Below are 15,064 nucleotides of genomic sequence, written 5' to 3'. Positions count from 1 at the left end.
CTGACTTGGGCATAGCTGGCGGCGAACGGAGGGACATCCATGGCCGGTCGCATCTACGCCATCACCGGAGCCTTCGGCGCGCTCGGCCGAGCCGTCGCCGAAGCCGCCGCCGCCGAGGGCGCGCGCCTCGCCCTCATCGACTTCGCGCCAAAGGCGCCGGACGGCCTGCCCAAGGACGCCCTGGTGTTGGCCGGCGTCGACCTCACCGACGCGGTCTCGGCGGGCGCGGCGATGGACGCCATCGCCGACCGCTTCGGCGGCCTCGACGCCCTCTTCAACATCGCCGGCGGCTTCCGGTGGGAGACGCTGGAGGGAGGGTCCTACGAGAGCTGGCCCGCGCTCTACCGGATGAACGTCCTGACCGCGGCCAACGCCGCCCGCGCCGCCATCCCGCACCTGAAGCGCAGCGCCTCCGGCCGCATCGTCAACGTCGGCGCCAACGCGGCGCTGAAGGCCGCCGCCGGCATGGGCCCCTATGCGGCGTCCAAGGCCGGCGTCCACGCGCTCACCCAGTCCCTGGCCGAGGAGCTGAAGTCCGACGGCGTGACGGTCAACGCGGTCCTGCCCTCGATCCTCGACACGCCGACCAACCGCGCCGACATGCCCAAGGCGGACGTCTCGGCCTGGGTCGCGCCGGCCGACCTCGCCGCGGTGATGCTCTTCCTGGCCTCCGAGGCGGGGAAGGCGGTCACCGGCGCCCTCGTGCCGGTCACCGGCCGGGTCTGAAACGGGCTCAGTTTCGGGGCGCGAACGGCTCTTCCAGGTCGGGCTGCGGTTCGGTGAACCAGGCCGCGCCGGTCTCGGTCACGTGGAAGTGGTCTTCCAGCCGCACGCCGAAGGCGTCAGGGATGACGATCATCGGCTCGTTCGAGAAGCACATGCCGGGCTGCAGCGGCGTGCGGTCGCCGCGGACCAGATAGGGCGCTTCGTGGATCGACAGGCCGATGCCGTGGCCGGTGCGGTGCGGCAGGCCGGGCAGCTCGTAGTCCGGCCCGAAGCCGGCCTCGGCCAGCACGCCGCGCGCCACCGCGTCGATCGCCTCGCACGGCACGCCTGGCTTCACCGCCGCGAAGGCCGCCGCCTGGGCCCGCTTCTCGACATCCCAGACACGGCGCAGCTCCGCGCTCGGCTCGCCGAAGACATAGGTCCGCGTGATGTCGGAGTTGTAGCCCTGCACCTGGCAGCCGGTGTCGATCAGCACCACCTCGCCCTTGGCCAGCGTCTGCTCGCCAGGCAGGCCGTGCGGATAGGCGCTGGCGAGGCCGAACTGCACCGCGCAGAAGGATGAGCCATTGTCCGCGCCCAGCGCCCGGTGCGCCTGGTCGATGAAGCGGCGCACCTCGCCGGTGGTGACGCCCTCGCGCAGGATCCGCGCGGCCCGCCGGTGGACCTCCAGCGTCATCGCCTTGGCCTGGCTCATCAGGGCGAGCTCGGCCGGCGACTTGATCATCCGGCAGCCGTCGACCACCGCGGCGCCGTTCACCAGCATCAGCCCGGGCGCGGCCACCCGCAGGCCGTCGTAAGCGAAGAAGGGCAGGGCCGGATCGATCGCCAGGCTCTTCGCGCCCAGTCCGGCCAAGGTTTCCGCCGCCAGCGCGTATGGGCTCTCGTGCTCTTCCCACAGCGCGACGCCGGCCTCGATCTGCAGGGACGCCTGCAGCGAGCCGAGCTCGAACCGCGGGCAGATCATCACCGGCTCCCCCGAGCGCGGCAGCACCATCGCCACCAGCCGCTCGGTCGCGCCCCAGGCGACGCCCGTGAAGTAGCGCAGCGAGGCGCCGGCTCCGATGATCAGGGCGTCGGCGCCAATGCCCGCCATCAGCCCCTGCGCCTTGGCGAGCCGGCTCTCCCGCTCCTGGCGCGAGATCGGCGGCGCCGGATTGGGCCAGGGCCTCAGCTCCGCAAGCTCCGCCTGCGCCGTCGAGCCGCCGATACCGCGCGCCATGTCCGATCTCCTGCTTGCCCTTCCGCGCGGGCGCCTTCTTAAGATGACCGCCTCAAGAAAAAGGGGACCCCCATGATCGGCTACGTCACGCTCGGCGCCAACGACCTCGAGCGCGCCCGCACCTTCTACGACGCCGTCCTGGCGCCGCTGGGCGGCAAGCGCATGTTCGCCAACGAGCGTCTGCAGTTCTACACCGGCCCGAATGGCGGCATGTTCGCGGTCGGCGCGCCCTACGACGGCGAGAAGGCCACCGCCGGCAACGGCTCGATGTTCGGCATGCCCGCCGCCTCGCGCGAGGTGGTCGATCAGGTGCACGCCGCCGCCATCGCCGCCGGCGCCAAGTGCGAGGGCGAGCCCGGCCTGCGCACCGACACCTTCTACGGCGCCTACTTCCGCGACCCGGACGGCAACAAGCTGTGCGTCTTCAAGATGGGCTGAGCGGGGTCCGCCTCGTAAGGCCGAGCCTCGAGTTCCTGCCCGCCTACAAGGCGGCGCTGGAGCGCGGCTGGTCGGCGGACAATGTCCGCGGATCGGCCGCGGCCGAGGAGGAGCTCGCCAGGATCGCCGCCGACCCGGCGGCCTTCGTGGCGTCTCTGGAACACCTGGAGCCCAGCGGCGAGACGATCACCCTGCCGGACGGCGCCAAGGCGCCGCGACTGCCGGGCTATCGCCGCTGGATCTGGGACGGCGAGTTCTGCGGCTCCATCGGCTTCCGCTGGCAGCCGGGCACGGCGGAACTGCCGTCCTACGTCCTTGGCCACATCGGCTACGCGGTCGTGCCTTGGAAGGAGGGCCGCGGCTGCGCCAAGGCCGCGCTCGCCCTGGTGCTCGAGGACGCCAGGGCCCGGGGGCTGCCGTGGGTCGAACTGACCACCACGCCCGACAACATCCCCTCGCAGCGGGTGATCGAGGCGAACGGCGGCGTCCTCGTCGGCCAGTTCGACAAGAGCCCCCACTACGGCGGCGGACCGGCCCTGCGGTGGCGCGTCGACCTCACTTAGCGGGCGTGACCCGCCAGACGATCCCGCCCACGTCGTCGACGACGAGCAGCGCGCCGTCCTTGGCGACGGTGACGCCCACCGGCCGGCCCTGGATCTTGTTCTCCGAATTGAGGAAGCCGCTCAGGAACACCTGCGCCGGCATCTGCGGCTTGCCGCCGGCGAACGGCACGAAGACCACGCGATAGCCGTTGAGCGGCTGGCGGTTCCACGAGCCGTGCTGGCCTACGAAGGCGCCGCCACGGTACTGGGCCGGGAAGGCGTCGCCCCGATAGAACGTCAGGCCAAGCGAGGCCGTGTGCGGGCCCAGCGCATAATCCGGCGCGATCGCCTTGGCGACGAGCTCGGGTCGTTGCGGCTGCACGCGGTCGTCGACGTGCTGGCCGTAGTAGCTGTAGGGCCAGCCGTAGAAGCCGCCATCCTTCACCGAGGTCATGTAGTCGGGCGGCAGGTCGGCGCCGATCTCGTCACGCTCGTTGACCGAGGTCCAGAGCGCGCCCGTCACCGGCTCGAAATCCATGCCCACCGGATTGCGCAGGCCGGTGGCGAAGCTTCGCACGCCCTTCGTGGCGAGATCGTACTGCCAGATCGCCGCCCGGCCTTCCTCGGCGGCCATGCCGTTGTCGCCGATGTTCGAATTCGAACCGATCGAGGCGTAGAGCTTGGTCCCGTCCGGGCTGGCGACGAGGTTCTTGGTCCAGTGGTGGTTGATCGGCCCGCCGGGCAGGTCGAACACCTTCTCGCCGGTTCCCGGGGCCGAGGTCTGGCCGTCCCTGTAGGGGAAGCGCACCACGCCGTTGTCGTTGGCCACGTACAGGCTGTCGCCCACCAGGGCCATGCCGAACGGCCGCGTCAGCCCCTCGGCGAACACCTGCTTCACCTCCGCCACGCCGTCGCCGTCGGCGTCGCGCAGAATGAAGATCTTGTTCGGGCTCGGCTTCACCGCGCCGACGCGCTTCATGACCAGCTTGGCAACGAGCGCCTCCAGGCCCTTCATGGTGTGATCGGCGGGGCTGGGTTCGGTCGCGGACTCCGAGACCAGCACGTCGCCGTTCGGCAGGACGTAGGCCCAGCGCGGATGGTCCAGTCCCCCGGCGAAGCGGGTTACGGTGAAGCCGGGCGGCGCCTTGGGCGTGGCCCCGGCCGGCCAGCCGACCACCTTCGGCGTGCCGACCTGCGGCAAGAGGAACGGCTTCTGCGGCTTCGGCAGGGCCGGGTTGGGGCCGAACCCCGCCAGCGGGTCCGAGGATCCCTGGCTCTGGCAGGCGGCGAGGGTCAGGCCGGCGAGGCCCACGAGAAGCATCTTGCGCATGGATTCGTCTCCGTCCCTGGCCGGGATCATAACCGCGACCGCAAAGCGTCCAAACTGACGTCGGGGCGCCATTGCCAAGAGGGCTCGGCGGCCTACAGGTTCCCGACAAGGGAGTGAAACCATGGACCTGACCCTGACGCCCGAGATGGCGCGGTTCCGCGACGAGGTGCGCGCCTTCCTGCAGGCGCACCGCAGCGAATACGACGCCGGCCAGCCGAAGGATGTGCTCGCCTGGCAGAGGCTGCTGATCGACAACGGCTACGCCGCCCGCACCATCCCGAAGGCGTACGGCGGCTACGGCGCCGAGCCCGACATCCTGAAGAGCCGGATCATCACCGAGGAGTTCATCCGCGCGGACGCGCCGCGCGGCATCGCCAACCAGGGCGTCTCCATGCTGGTGCCCACCCTGCTCGAGGTCGGTTCCGAGGAGCAGAAGAAGCAGTGGATCGGGCCGACGCTTCGCGGCGAGGTGATCTGGTGCCAGGGCTATTCGGAGCCGGGCGCCGGCTCGGATCTCGCCTCCCTGCAGACCAAGGCCATCGAGGCCGGCGACGACTTCCTGATCTCGGGCCAAAAAATCTGGACCAGCACCGCCCACCAGGCCGACATGATCTTCTGCCTGGTGCGCACCGAGCCGGACGCGCCCAAGCACGAGGGCATCAGCTACATCCTCTTCCCGATGACCACGCCGGGGATCGAGGTCCGCCCGCTGACCACCATGACCGGCCATGCCGAGTTCAACGAGGTGTTCTTCACCGACGTCCGCGTGCCCAAGGCCAACGTCGTCGGCGGGCGCGGCCGGGGCTGGTTCGTGGCCAACACCACGCTCAAGCACGAGCGCGGCATGCTCGGCGATCCGAACGCCACCGAGGCCCGCCTCAACGCCCTCATCGAGCTGATGAAGACCGAGACCGTGGGCGGCGAGCGGATCATCGACAACCCGCTCTTCCGCGACCGGCTGATGCAGCTCCAGGCCCGCGTGTTCGCCATGAAGTTCAACGGCATGCGGCTGCTGACGGCGGCCCAGACCGGCGAGGGCGCCGGGCTCGCGGGGCTGGTCGTCAAGCTTCAGGGCTGCGAGCTGAACCACCAGATTGCGGCGCTGGCGATCGACGCGCTGGGCGAGCTTGGCATCCTCTACCACGACGGCCCGCACCTGCGCGCCAGGGGCAACTGGCAGCGTAACTACATGTTCGATCTCGGCCTGATCATCGGCGGCGGCACGGCCCAGATCCAGAAGAACATCATCTCCGAAAGGGGGCTCGGCATGCCGCGCGAGCCCAGCCCGGCGAAGGCGTAAGAGCGATGCGGTTCGCACTGTCCGAAGACCAGAAGATGCTGCAGGCGAGCGTCGGGAAGGCGATCGCCGACCTCGCGCCGCTCGATCGCGTCCGGCGCTATGCCGAGGGCAAGGAGACCATCGCCGCCGACATCTGGGCGGGCCTCTCCGACCTCGGCCTTCCGGGGCTGATGATCCCCGAGGCTCACGGCGGGCTGGGCCTTGGCCTCCTCGAGGCCGCCGTGGCGGCCGAGGCGCTGGGGGGCGCGGTGGCGCCGACGCCCTTCCTGGGCAGCGCGGTCCTCGCGCCGCTGGCCCTGACGCTCGGCGGCACGCCGGAGCAGCAGGCGAGGTGGCTGCCGAAGCTGGCGTCCGGCGAGGCGACCGCAGGGGTCTGCATCGCCGAAGCGGTGGCGGGCGCGCGCGACGGCGCGGGCGTGGTGGCCAAGGACGGGCGGCTGGAGGGCTTCTGCCTGTTCGGCCTCGACGCCCAGGACGCCGACCTGCTGGTGGTGGCCGACCGCGACGGCAAGCTCTGGCTCGCGGAGCGGCCCGCCGAGACGGCGGTGATGAGCAGCATCGACGAGACCCGGCGCCTCTCCGAGGTGATCTTCGCCGGCACGCCGGCCGAGCCCCTGGCGTCGAACGAGGCCCTGACCCGCCTGCGCGATGCGGCCTGGGTGGTCCTGGCGGCCGAGATGCTCGGCGCCGGCCAGACCATGCTCGAGAAGGCGGTCGCCTACGCCAAGGAGCGCAAGCAGTTCGGCCGGGTGATCGGCTCGTTCCAGGCCGTGAAGCACCTGTGCGCCGAGATGGCCGCGGAGCTGGAGCCCGCCCGCGCGCTCGTCTGGTACGCCGCCTACGCCTTCGATCACGCGCCCGAGGAAGCGAGCCTGATGGCCGCCCACGCCAAGGCGCACCTCTCCGAGATCGGCCGCTTCGTCGCCCGGACCTCGACCGAGGTGCACGGCGGGATCGGCATGACCGACCTGCTGGGCCTGCACTACTGGTTCAAGCGCCTCGGCCAGAACCGGCAGCTGCTCGGCGGGCCGGAGAAGGTCCGCGAGTACGCCGCCCGCGTGCAGGGGCTGGCGGCCTAGGCGCGCACCGCCGGCGCTCGCTGCGCCCAGGGCCGCGCCGCCTCCAGCTCGTAGGCGAGCTCGAAGAGGGTGCGCTCCTGGCCGCGGCGGGCCGAGAACATGGCGCCGACCGGCAGGCCGGCCGCCGTCCAGTAGAGCGGCACGCTCATGGCCGGCGCGCCGGCGATGTTGTGCAGCGGCGTGTAGCCCACGTACTCCTTCAGCCGCGCCACCAGGGTGTCGAACGGAACGCTCGGCCCCACCTCGCCGAGCAGGGGCGCGGGCGTCGACAGCACCGGCGACAGCACCACGTCGAACTGGTGGGCCGGGAACCAGGTGTCATAGGCGAGCGCATCGGCTTCCAGCCGCTGCATGGCGGCCGGCAGGGCCTCCGGCGGCGCCTTCCGGAACATCTCCACCATGCCCAGGGTGAAGGGCTCGAGCACCGTCTCGTCGGGCGCCTTGCCCATCGCCTTGCCGATGCCGGCCGCGATCTCGGCGGCGCCCGCCGCCCAGACCAGCAGGAAGTCGTCGATGAAGCGGGCGCCGTCCTCCGGCCACTGCGTGATCTCCACGCGATGACCCAGGCTCGCCACCATCTTGGCGGCGGCGTCCGTGGCCGCGACGACCTCCGGCGAGGGGGCGTGGCCGAGGCCGTTCTCCATCAGGAGACCGACGCGCAGCCGGCGCTTGGCGGGTCCGGCGACGAGGCCGACCGGCGGGAGCTGGGCGCCGGGCTGGGCGTCCTCGGTCAGGGCGAAGAGGGCCGCGGAGTCGCGGACGCTGCGCGACAGCGCGTGCTCGACGCCGAGGTCGGTGATCTTGGTCTCCCCGCGCGTTCCGATCATCCGGCCCCGCGAGGGCTTGAGGCCGAACAGGCCGCAGTTGGAGGCCGGAATGCGGATCGAGCCGCCGCCGTCGCTGGCGTGGGCGATCGGAACGATGCCCGCGGCCACGGCCGCCGCCGCCCCGCCCGAGGAGCCGCCTGACGACCGCTGCGGATCCCAGGGATTTCGCGTCGGCCCGAACGCCAGGGGTTCGGTGGTCGGCAGGAAGCCGAACTCCGGTGTGGCGGACTTGCCGATGGTGACGAGGCCCGCGCGGTCGAAGGCGCTGATGTAGTCGGCCTGGCTCGCCGCCGGCGGGCTGTGCAGCGCGGCCCGCGTGCCGTTGCGGGTGGGCAGGCCGCGGTAATCGTTGAGGTCCTTCACCAGGAAGGGGACGCCCGCGAACGCCCCCTGCGGCGCGCCCGTCTTGGCCTTGGCGAGCGCCCTGTCGAAGTCGGAGTTGACCAGGAAATTGAGTGCCGGCTGCAGGCGTTCGGCGCGCTGGATGGCGGCCTCCACGGCTTCTGCGGCGGTCAGCTCGCCGCGTCGGATGCGGGCGGCGGTCTCGGTGGCGTCGGGCCAGGCCGGCTGCGGCGAGGCCGGCCTGGGCTTGGCTGCGGCGGCGTTGGCGACGGCGACAAGCGCCACGGGCGCGGCGGCAAGGCCGCGGCGGGTGATCTTGGACATACGCACGTCCCCCCTCAGGACTTTTGCCGGCCAGCTTGGCCTCAGTGGCGGCGCGTGTCGATGCCCACCACCACCGACATGCCGGGACTGAGGCGCGCGGCGAGCGGTTGGCCTGCATCGATGGCGATCCTGACGGGAATCCGCTGCGCCACCTTGGTGAAGTTGCCGGTGGCGTTGTCGGGCCGCAACACGGCGAACTCGGAGCCGGCCGCCGGGGCGATGCGCTCGAGGTGGCCCTTCAGCTCGGCGTGGTTCAGGGCGTCGACCCGGAAGGTCACCGGCTGGCCGACCCGGATCTTGGCCATCTGGTTCTCCTTCATGTTGGCGATGATCCAGATCTGGTCCGGAACGATCTGCATCAGTTGCGTTCCGGGCGTGACGTACTGGCCGACCCGCACGCCCACCTCGCCCAGGCGGCCCGCCTGCGGGGCCAGGATGCGCGTGTTCTGAAGGTCGATCTCCGCGAGCTGGACCGCGGCGCGGGCGCTCTCCACCTGCGCCTCGAGCCCCTCGCGGCCGACGACGGACGTGGTCACCGCCTGACGGGCCACCTCGCGACCTGCCTGGGTCTGGGCGACGGTGGCGGCCGCCTGACGTTCGGCCGCCAGCGCCTGATCGCGCTGCTGCGGCGAGACCCAGCCGCCGCGGATCAGGACGTTGGTGCGGTTCAGGTCGGCCCGGGCGTGGGCGAGCGCGGCCTGCGCGGAGGCGATCTGCGCGGCGGTCTGGGCGACGTTGGCCTGGGCGCTCTTCTGCTGCTGGGCGGAGTTGGCGAGCCCGGCCTGCTGGGCGCCGAGCTGGGCCTGAGCCTGGGCAAGCTTCTGGCGGTAGATGCGATCGTCGATCTGCGCCAGCGTCTGGCCCGCCACCACGCGCTGGAAATCCTGCACCGGCACGGCCGTGACATAGCCGTCGACCTTGGGGCTGATCACCGTCACCTGCCCGCGCACATAGGCGTCCTCGGTGCGCTCGACGGCGCTGGTGAAGGGCGGCAGACGCCAGGCGAACAGCACCAGCAGCACGCCGAGCGCCGCCGCCGCCAGAATCGGGATCGTGGCGCGCGAGCGCAGCAGCCACGGCCGCCGCATGTGGGCGTCGTCTTCGTCGCTCATCCGGCGACCTCCGCTGCGAGCGCCTGGCGGCGGCGCCAGATCCAGATCCTGAGGCGCAGGCCGACGATCCAGACGAAGGTCAGGAGCGCCAGCGCCGCCACCAGGGCGAAAGCGTCGTTGTAGGCCAGCACATAGGCCTCGCGCGTGGCCTGCTGCTGGAGCAGGGCGAGGCCCTCGGCGCTCCTGAGGCGCGCATCGCCCAGGGTGTGCGCATAGGCGCCCGCGAGCTGCCTCACCCGGGCCGCCACCTGGGGATCGGCGAGGCTCAGGCTCTGGGTGAGCTGGTTCGAGTGGAACTTCTCACGGACGATGACGAAGGTGCCGAGCAGGGACGAGCCCAGCAGGCTTCCGAGGTTCACGCCGGCCGAGAACAGCATCACGAAGCTCACGAAGTGCGCCTGGCTGCGGGCCATGGCGCGGCTGATCCCGAACATCTGGACGGGCGGCAGGAAAAAGGCGCCGGCGAACGCCATCAGGCCCTGGGTGAGGTACATCTGGGCCGGCCGCGTCAGGCTCGTGGAGTGAGCGTCGAGCCACGAGGCGGCGATGATCAGGCTCAGTGCGAAGGCGAGCGGCGTGAGCGGCCGCTCCGGCTTGATGGTCAGACCGATCCACACGAAGCCGACGATCATCGCGCAGAGTTCGATCCAGAACAGGGTCTGCATCTGGTCGTTGGTCAGACCGAGGACCTGCATGAACCCCACAGCGCCGGTCGTCTGCTCCGAGAGGGCCAGGCGGAACAGGACGACGCCCGCCAGCAGACGCAACATCTCGCCCGACGAGAGCCAGCGGATGTCGAGCAGCGGCCGTTCCCGGTGCAGCTCCAGGAGGATGGCGGCGGCGAGCAGCACCACGGCCGTCGCCAGGCAGACGCCGATCCACGGCGCCTCGAACCACCAGACGTAACGGCCCATGGTGATGGCGACCGCCAGAAGGCCAAGTCCCGGGGCGAACAGGGCGAAGCTCGCCAGGTCGCCCCATTCGAAACGCATGGTCCGGGGGATCGGGGGCAGGCGCACCAGGGTGATCCCGGCGAAGCAGACGAGCGCCAGGCCGAGCTCCAGGAGGTAGAGCCCGTGCCACTGGCCGATCTGCAGCAGGTCGGGCGAGATCACCCGCGCGAGCGGCACGCCGAGCTGGCTCGCGCCCATGCCCAGCGCCACCGCGGTGGCGCGCCTGGCTTCGGGCCAGGCGGCGGTCATGTAGAGGATGGCGAGGGAGGTCATGGGCGCGGCGGCGACGCCCTGAGCCGCCCTCAGCGCCACGGCCGAGCGGAGGTCGTTGGACAGCAGGTGCGCGGCCGTGACCAGGATGTAGAGGCCAAGGCCCAGATCGGCGAACAGGCGAAGGCCGAACTGGTAGCGGAATTTCACCAGCAGGGCCGAGAGGCTGATCGAGGTGGCGTAGTAGGCGGCGAGCAGCCAGGCGCCTTCTGTCGGGGTGGCGCCCAACGCGCCCTGGATCGCCGGCAGATTGGCCGTGACGATGTTGATGCCGAGCCCGCCGGTGATGCCGACCAGGACGGACATCGCCGCATACACCAGCCCCCGCCCCAGCTCGTAGGGCGGGGCGGCGGGCGGCGGCGAAGGGAGGGCGGCGGGCGGCTGGCTCACGGTCCGAAGCTTGGGCCCGAGCTTGGGCTCGCAGCTTCAATACGGAGCGCGGGCGCGGGTTCGCCCGCCCAACAAAAGATGCCCCTCCTCAGGAGCGGGCGGCGTGCTCCGGCTTACCCTTGCGCTTGGTGTGCGCCATCTTCTCCAGCTCCTTCTCGCTCATGGACTCGGCCATGTGCTTGGAGGGCTCGCGGGCCTTGGACTTCGGCGTGTCGCCGCGCTTGATCGACAGGGCGGCTCCGGCGGCCTTCTGCTGCGCCTTGGACTTGGCGGGCATGGGATGATCTCCTGCAAAGCGCCCGCGTACCTGCGGACGTGCAGGGGAACGGTCTCGGCGCGGGAGGGCTCCCGGCTCAGGCGTCGGGAAACTGAAGGACGAGCCGCATCTGCCCCGTCTTGGGGGGCGTGAAGGGGGCGCTGCGCGGCTTGGCCGCCGAATCCACAGGCTGTCCCTCGATCGTGTAGGTCCCGGCCGGCAGCCTCATGAGAATCCAGGGCGCGTCGCAGGAGAGGCTCAGCACCTCGGCGCCCTTCCTGTCCTTCACCGTCACCGAGCCGCCGCCGAGGTATTCGTTCAGCGCGTTGGAGAACTCCACGCGCACCCCATAGCCGGCCCACTTGGGATCGAGCCGAGTCTGGCCGATGCCCGTGCAGGCGACGGGCACGCCGCCGACGGTCGTCTCGGCGTCCACCGGGACGGGCGTGGCGGCCGAGGCGGATCCGGCGAGGAGGAGGAGGGCGGCGCCCGCGGCGAGGCAGGACCTGGTGGCAAGCGACATCGGGGGAATCTCCGTGTGAGCTGTGCGACCATCCACCCACTCCGCAACCCTGGCTTTGACTACGGTCAAGCTCGCTAGACGCGGGACGGGGAGATAGGAGACGGGGCGCGGCGCAATGTCGTAAGAACCCCGCGCAATCCCGACCTCAGGAGCCTGCCGATGAAGACCCGCGCCGCTGTCGCCTTCGAAGCCAAGAAGCCGCTGGAGATCGTCGAGGTGGATCTGGAGGGGCCGAAGGCCTTCGAGGTGCTGGTGGAGATCAAGGCCACGGGGATCTGCCACACCGACGCCTACACCCTCGACGGCTTCGACTCCGAAGGCATCTTCCCCTCGATCCTCGGCCACGAAGGCGCTGGCGTGGTGGTCGAGGTGGGGCCGGGCGTCACCAGCGTGAAGCCGGGCGATCACGTGATCCCGCTCTACACGCCCGAATGCCGGCAGTGCAAAAGCTGCCTCAGCCGCAAGACCAACCTGTGCACGGCGATCCGCGCGACCCAGGGCAAGGGCCTGATGCCGGACGGCACGAGCCGCTTCTCCTACAAGGGCCAGCCGATCTTCCACTACATGGGCTGCTCGACCTTCTCGAACTACACGGTCCTGCCGGAGATCGCGGTCGCCAAGGTCCGGGAGGACGCGCCCTTCGACAAGGCCTGCTACATCGGCTGCGGCGTCACCACCGGCGTCGGGGCGGTGGTCAACACGGCCAAGGTCGAGCCGGGCGCCAACGTGATCGTCTTCGGCCTGGGCGGCATCGGTCTGAACGTGGTCCAGGGGGCCAAGATGGCGGGCGCCTCGATGATCGTCGGCGTCGACATCAATCCCGACCGCGAGGAATGGGGCCGCCGCTTCGGCATGACCCACTTCGTCAACCCGAAGACGGTGGACGGCGAGCTCGTCCAGCACCTCGTCGCGCTCACCGACGGCGGCGCCGACTACACGTTCGACTGCACCGGGAACACGACCGTCATGCGCCAGGCGCTGGAAGCCTGTCACCGCGGCTGGGGCGAGAGCGTGATCATCGGCGTGGCCGAGGCCGGCAAGGAGATCGCCACGCGCCCGTTCCAGCTGGTCACCGGCCGCGTCTGGAAGGGCACGGCGTTCGGCGGGGCGCGCGGCCGCACCGACGTGCCGAAGATCGTCGACTGGTACATGAACGGGAAGATCGAGATCGACCCGATGATCACCCACACCATGCCGCTGGAGGACATCAACAAGGCCTTCGACCTGATGCATGCCGGCGAGAGCATCCGCAGCGTCGTCGTCTACTGAGCGGCGGAGGGCGCCCCCGTGTCCGAGGCCGAGGATCCTCCCTGGTCGGTCGCCTGGACCGGCGAACAGGCGTTCCGTGTCCAGCCGTCCGCCGATTTCCCGGGCAAGCTGGAGCTCGACCAGAAACAGGCGCGCGGCGTCGGCCAGCCGATTTTCGCCGCCGTCCACGTCACCCGCCAGCGGCGCGGCATGGTGGACCTGCTCTGCCATGTCTGCGGCGAACCGACCGCGCCGGGCGACCGCTACATCTTCCCGACGGCGTCCGGCGGGCTCGTGACCCTGCACGACGGCAGCCAGCAATACGGCTGCAACGTCCCGCCGATGCATCGCGCCTGCGCCGAGCGGGCGCGCGCTGCCTGTCCGCATCTTTCCAGGCTTGCCGAGAAGCCGCTGAGCTGCGGCGACGACGAAGGGCGGCTGATCGAACGCACGGACGTGACGCCGGGCCTTGAAGCCATCGCCGCCCAGTTGCCGAAGGACGCCCCGGTCGTCCTGTCCTGCTACCGGCTTTACGGGGATGCGCTCACGCGTTCGGTGCTCGAGGCCCGCGCCGAGTGGGAAGCCGCGGCGCGCGAACGCCGCGGCATGCGTCCCTAGGCGCCGAGGCTCACCGCCAGGCGGCGCCCCTTGTCGTCACGCGTGCAGGTGACGGCGGCGCCGAGCGGCTCCTGCTCGATCATCTTCTGCACCAGGGCCGGATCCTCGACCGCGGCGACGAAGCGTTCGTTCGCGGCGGTGCGGCAAACGAGGATGCCCGCCGGCTGCTCGCGGCCATAGTCGATCGTGTAGGTCTCGACCGTGCCGCTGAGGGCCTCGGCCGGGGCCGTGGTGGGCGGGGTCCAGCCGTCGATCTCTGCCTGCAGGGCCTTGGAGTCGAAGCCCTTCCATTCGGCCCGCTGGGTCGAATAGACGCCCACCGAATACTTCGACAGGAAGCCGCCGTTGGCCCCGACGAAGCCGTAGGCGCCGGGCGTGGCGCGCAGGCCGCGGACCATGCTCGCGATGGCGTGCATGGAGTAGTTGTTGCCCGCGCCGCCGAAGAACGGCAGGCCGCCGGTGACGGTCAGCGGCCGTGGGTCGTCCGCCGCGACGCCGAGGTCGTCGCGCACGTCGAACACCGCCACCGGGAAACAGGAGTAGAGGTCGAAGAGGGCGATGTCCTTGACCGCCACGCCGGCCACCTCCAGCGCCTTGCGGCTGGCCAGGGCCGCGGCCGGGTAGGCGGCCATGTCGACCCGGTCGAGCGGCGTGCGTTCCACGGTGTCGGCGCCGCCATGCAGATAGACCCAGCGATCCTCGGGCACGCCCATGGCGCGCGCCTTCTCCACCGAGGTCAGCAGGACGGCCGCGCCCTGGTTGGCCTGGTCGCGGGCCACCATGCGGCGCGGGAAGGGGTCGGCGACCAGGCGGTTCTTCGGCGTGACCGCGGCGAGCTCCTCGGCCGAGAACACCTCCTGGCTCATGGCGTGCGGATTGCCGTGCGCCACCTGCGTGAAGGGCGCGAACAGCCTGCCCATTTCGAGGCCGTAGGCCGCGCGGTCGAGGCCGGCCTTGCCGCGGCGGGCGTTCTCGAAGAGCGCGTAGACCTGGATCGGGGCGCGGGCGCCATGGCTGGCGAGGTCGCGGTCCAGCAGGCTGTCGACGCCGTAGCCCCGATCCTCGAGGTCCCCCTCGACGGTCTCGGCCCAGTCGCGGCTCTCGCCCTTGCCCATGAGGTGGCGGATGGTGGAGATCGCCTCCGAGCCGCAGATCAGCGCCATGCCGACCTCGCCCTGGGCGATCTTCTGGCTGAGCTCGTTGACGAGGTGCTGCGGACCCTGTCCGCCGACCGGCTCGAGGATCGCCCGCTTCGGATTGGCGTCAATGCGCTTGGCCACCGAGCGAGGGAAGTTGTTGGAGCAGCCGAACGGCGCGATCGCCTTGGGGCCGGAGATCTCGAACTGGCGGATGGCGGCGATCAGGTCGAGCTCGGGCGCCAGCGGCCGCTGGGCCTTGGCGTCGTCGAGGGCGGCCTGGGCGGCGCGGCCGGCCAGGTCCGCCGGCGACAGGGCCGCATAGTCGGGGGCGTCGATCCGCTCCGACGCCTCGCCCACTCCGATGATGATCGGCGTCAGATCCGCCACGCGCGCCTCCTCCAGGGTCTGTTTGCGCGGAACCTAGAGGA

The 15,064-nt window shown here is 71.1% G+C and carries 15 protein-coding genes; 7 read left to right on the top strand and 8 right to left on the bottom strand.

What is annotated here, in order from left to right; all coding sequences use genetic code 11:
• Nucleotides 1-39 precede the first annotated feature (39 nt).
• Nucleotides 40-726, top strand: a complete 687-nt coding sequence (locus tag DJ017_RS19410; RefSeq protein ID WP_111530568.1) for an SDR family NAD(P)-dependent oxidoreductase — start codon at nucleotides 40-42, stop codon at nucleotides 724-726.
• Between the two features lie 7 nt (nucleotides 727-733).
• Here DJ017_RS19410 and DJ017_RS19405 read toward each other — a convergent pair whose 3' ends face one another.
• Entirely contained in the window at nucleotides 734-1,945 is a 1,212-nt protein-coding gene (locus DJ017_RS19405) for a M24 family metallopeptidase (protein WP_111530567.1), read from the bottom strand.
• A gap of 72 nt (nucleotides 1,946-2,017) precedes the next feature.
• On the opposite strand from DJ017_RS19405, the gene DJ017_RS19400 reads away from it, so the two are divergent.
• Both DJ017_RS19400 and DJ017_RS19395 read left to right on the top strand, forming a co-directional pair.
• Nucleotides 2,018-2,383, top strand: a complete 366-nt coding sequence (locus DJ017_RS19400) for a VOC family protein (RefSeq protein ID WP_111530566.1) — start codon at nucleotides 2,018-2,020, stop codon at nucleotides 2,381-2,383.
• Nucleotides 2,362-2,946 carry a GNAT family N-acetyltransferase gene (locus tag DJ017_RS19395; RefSeq protein WP_227000261.1) on the top strand — a complete coding sequence of 195 codons (585 nt, stop codon included), beginning with the start codon at nucleotides 2,362-2,364 and terminating at the stop codon, nucleotides 2,944-2,946. The genes DJ017_RS19400 and DJ017_RS19395 overlap by 22 nt, the downstream gene beginning before the upstream one ends.
• Here DJ017_RS19395 and DJ017_RS19390 read toward each other — a convergent pair.
• A complete protein-coding gene (locus DJ017_RS19390; protein WP_227000260.1) occupies nucleotides 2,939-4,255 on the bottom strand; it encodes a PQQ-dependent sugar dehydrogenase in 1,317 nt (438 codons plus the stop codon). The two genes, DJ017_RS19395 and DJ017_RS19390, sit on opposite strands and share 8 nt — an antisense overlap.
• A gap of 121 nt (nucleotides 4,256-4,376) precedes the next feature.
• Here DJ017_RS19390 and DJ017_RS19385 point away from each other — a divergent pair, with 121 nt between their 5' ends.
• On the top strand, nucleotides 4,377-5,555 hold the full coding sequence (locus DJ017_RS19385) for an acyl-CoA dehydrogenase family protein (protein WP_111530565.1): 1,179 nt from the start codon (nucleotides 4,377-4,379) through the stop codon (nucleotides 5,553-5,555).
• A gap of 5 nt (nucleotides 5,556-5,560) precedes the next feature.
• Complete coding sequence (locus tag DJ017_RS19380) at nucleotides 5,561-6,634, top strand: acyl-CoA dehydrogenase family protein (protein ID WP_111530564.1); 1,074 nt, start codon at nucleotides 5,561-5,563, stop codon at nucleotides 6,632-6,634.
• Here the strand turns inward: DJ017_RS19380 and DJ017_RS19375 are convergent.
• From DJ017_RS19375 to DJ017_RS20570, 5 genes are all read right to left on the bottom strand, one after another.
• Nucleotides 6,631-8,127, bottom strand: a complete 1,497-nt coding sequence (locus DJ017_RS19375; RefSeq protein WP_111530563.1) for an amidase — start codon at nucleotides 8,125-8,127, stop codon at nucleotides 6,631-6,633. The genes DJ017_RS19380 and DJ017_RS19375 overlap by 4 nt on opposite strands.
• A gap of 41 nt (nucleotides 8,128-8,168) precedes the next feature.
• Nucleotides 8,169-9,239, bottom strand: a complete 1,071-nt coding sequence (locus DJ017_RS19370) for an HlyD family secretion protein (RefSeq protein WP_111530562.1) — start codon at nucleotides 9,237-9,239, stop codon at nucleotides 8,169-8,171.
• Nucleotides 9,236-10,852 carry an MFS transporter gene (locus DJ017_RS19365; RefSeq protein WP_227000259.1) on the bottom strand — a complete coding sequence of 539 codons (1,617 nt, stop codon included), beginning with the start codon at nucleotides 10,850-10,852 and terminating at the stop codon, nucleotides 9,236-9,238. The genes DJ017_RS19370 and DJ017_RS19365 overlap by 4 nt, the downstream gene beginning before the upstream one ends.
• A gap of 88 nt (nucleotides 10,853-10,940) precedes the next feature.
• A complete protein-coding gene (locus DJ017_RS19360) occupies nucleotides 10,941-11,129 on the bottom strand; it encodes a DUF3008 family protein (RefSeq protein ID WP_111530561.1) in 189 nt (62 codons plus the stop codon).
• A 76-nt stretch (nucleotides 11,130-11,205) separates the two neighbouring features.
• Nucleotides 11,206-11,631 (bottom strand): hypothetical protein, encoded by a 426-nt coding sequence (locus DJ017_RS20570; protein ID WP_165830730.1) that lies wholly within the window; start codon nucleotides 11,629-11,631, stop codon nucleotides 11,206-11,208.
• A gap of 159 nt (nucleotides 11,632-11,790) precedes the next feature.
• Between DJ017_RS20570 and DJ017_RS19345 the strand changes: the two genes are divergently transcribed.
• Nucleotides 11,791-12,900 carry an S-(hydroxymethyl)glutathione dehydrogenase/class III alcohol dehydrogenase gene (locus DJ017_RS19345; protein WP_111530558.1) on the top strand — a complete coding sequence of 370 codons (1,110 nt, stop codon included), beginning with the start codon at nucleotides 11,791-11,793 and terminating at the stop codon, nucleotides 12,898-12,900.
• Nucleotides 12,901-12,918: 18 nt separating this feature from the next.
• Entirely contained in the window at nucleotides 12,919-13,497 is a 579-nt protein-coding gene (locus DJ017_RS19340) for a hypothetical protein (RefSeq protein WP_111530557.1), read from the top strand.
• On the opposite strand, the gene DJ017_RS19335 is transcribed toward DJ017_RS19340, so the two are convergent.
• Entirely contained in the window at nucleotides 13,494-15,023 is a 1,530-nt protein-coding gene (locus tag DJ017_RS19335) for an acetyl-CoA acetyltransferase (protein ID WP_111530556.1), read from the bottom strand. The two genes, DJ017_RS19340 and DJ017_RS19335, sit on opposite strands and share 4 nt — an antisense overlap.
• Nucleotides 15,024-15,064: the final 41 nt, after the last annotated feature.

Source organism: Phenylobacterium soli (assembly GCF_003254475.1).
In the GTDB taxonomy this organism is placed as follows: domain Bacteria; phylum Pseudomonadota; class Alphaproteobacteria; order Caulobacterales; family Caulobacteraceae; genus Phenylobacterium; species Phenylobacterium soli.
The sequence above is the reverse complement of the archived record's forward strand: the minus strand, read 5'-3'. Positions and strand labels throughout refer to the sequence as shown.

Coding starts and splice junctions, on each gene's coding strand:
- DJ017_RS19375 (WP_111530563.1), bottom strand. CDS start 8,127: ATGTCCAAGATCACCCGCCGCGGCCTTGCCGCCGCGCCCGTGGCGCTT.
- DJ017_RS19380 (WP_111530564.1), top strand. CDS start 5,561: ATGCGGTTCGCACTGTCCGAAGACCAGAAGATGCTGCAGGCGAGCGTC.
- DJ017_RS20570 (WP_165830730.1), bottom strand. CDS start 11,631: ATGTCGCTTGCCACCAGGTCCTGCCTCGCCGCGGGCGCCGCCCTCCTC.
- DJ017_RS19405 (WP_111530567.1), bottom strand. CDS start 1,945: ATGGCGCGCGGTATCGGCGGCTCGACGGCGCAGGCGGAGCTTGCGGAG.
- DJ017_RS19400 (WP_111530566.1), top strand. CDS start 2,018: ATGATCGGCTACGTCACGCTCGGCGCCAACGACCTCGAGCGCGCCCGC.
- DJ017_RS19360 (WP_111530561.1), bottom strand. CDS start 11,129: ATGCCCGCCAAGTCCAAGGCGCAGCAGAAGGCCGCCGGAGCCGCCCTG.
- DJ017_RS19410 (WP_111530568.1), top strand. CDS start 40: ATGGCCGGTCGCATCTACGCCATCACCGGAGCCTTCGGCGCGCTCGGC.
- DJ017_RS19385 (WP_111530565.1), top strand. CDS start 4,377: ATGGACCTGACCCTGACGCCCGAGATGGCGCGGTTCCGCGACGAGGTG.
- DJ017_RS19345 (WP_111530558.1), top strand. CDS start 11,791: ATGAAGACCCGCGCCGCTGTCGCCTTCGAAGCCAAGAAGCCGCTGGAG.
- DJ017_RS19370 (WP_111530562.1), bottom strand. CDS start 9,239: ATGAGCGACGAAGACGACGCCCACATGCGGCGGCCGTGGCTGCTGCGC.
- DJ017_RS19390 (WP_227000260.1), bottom strand. CDS start 4,255: ATGCGCAAGATGCTTCTCGTGGGCCTCGCCGGCCTGACCCTCGCCGCC.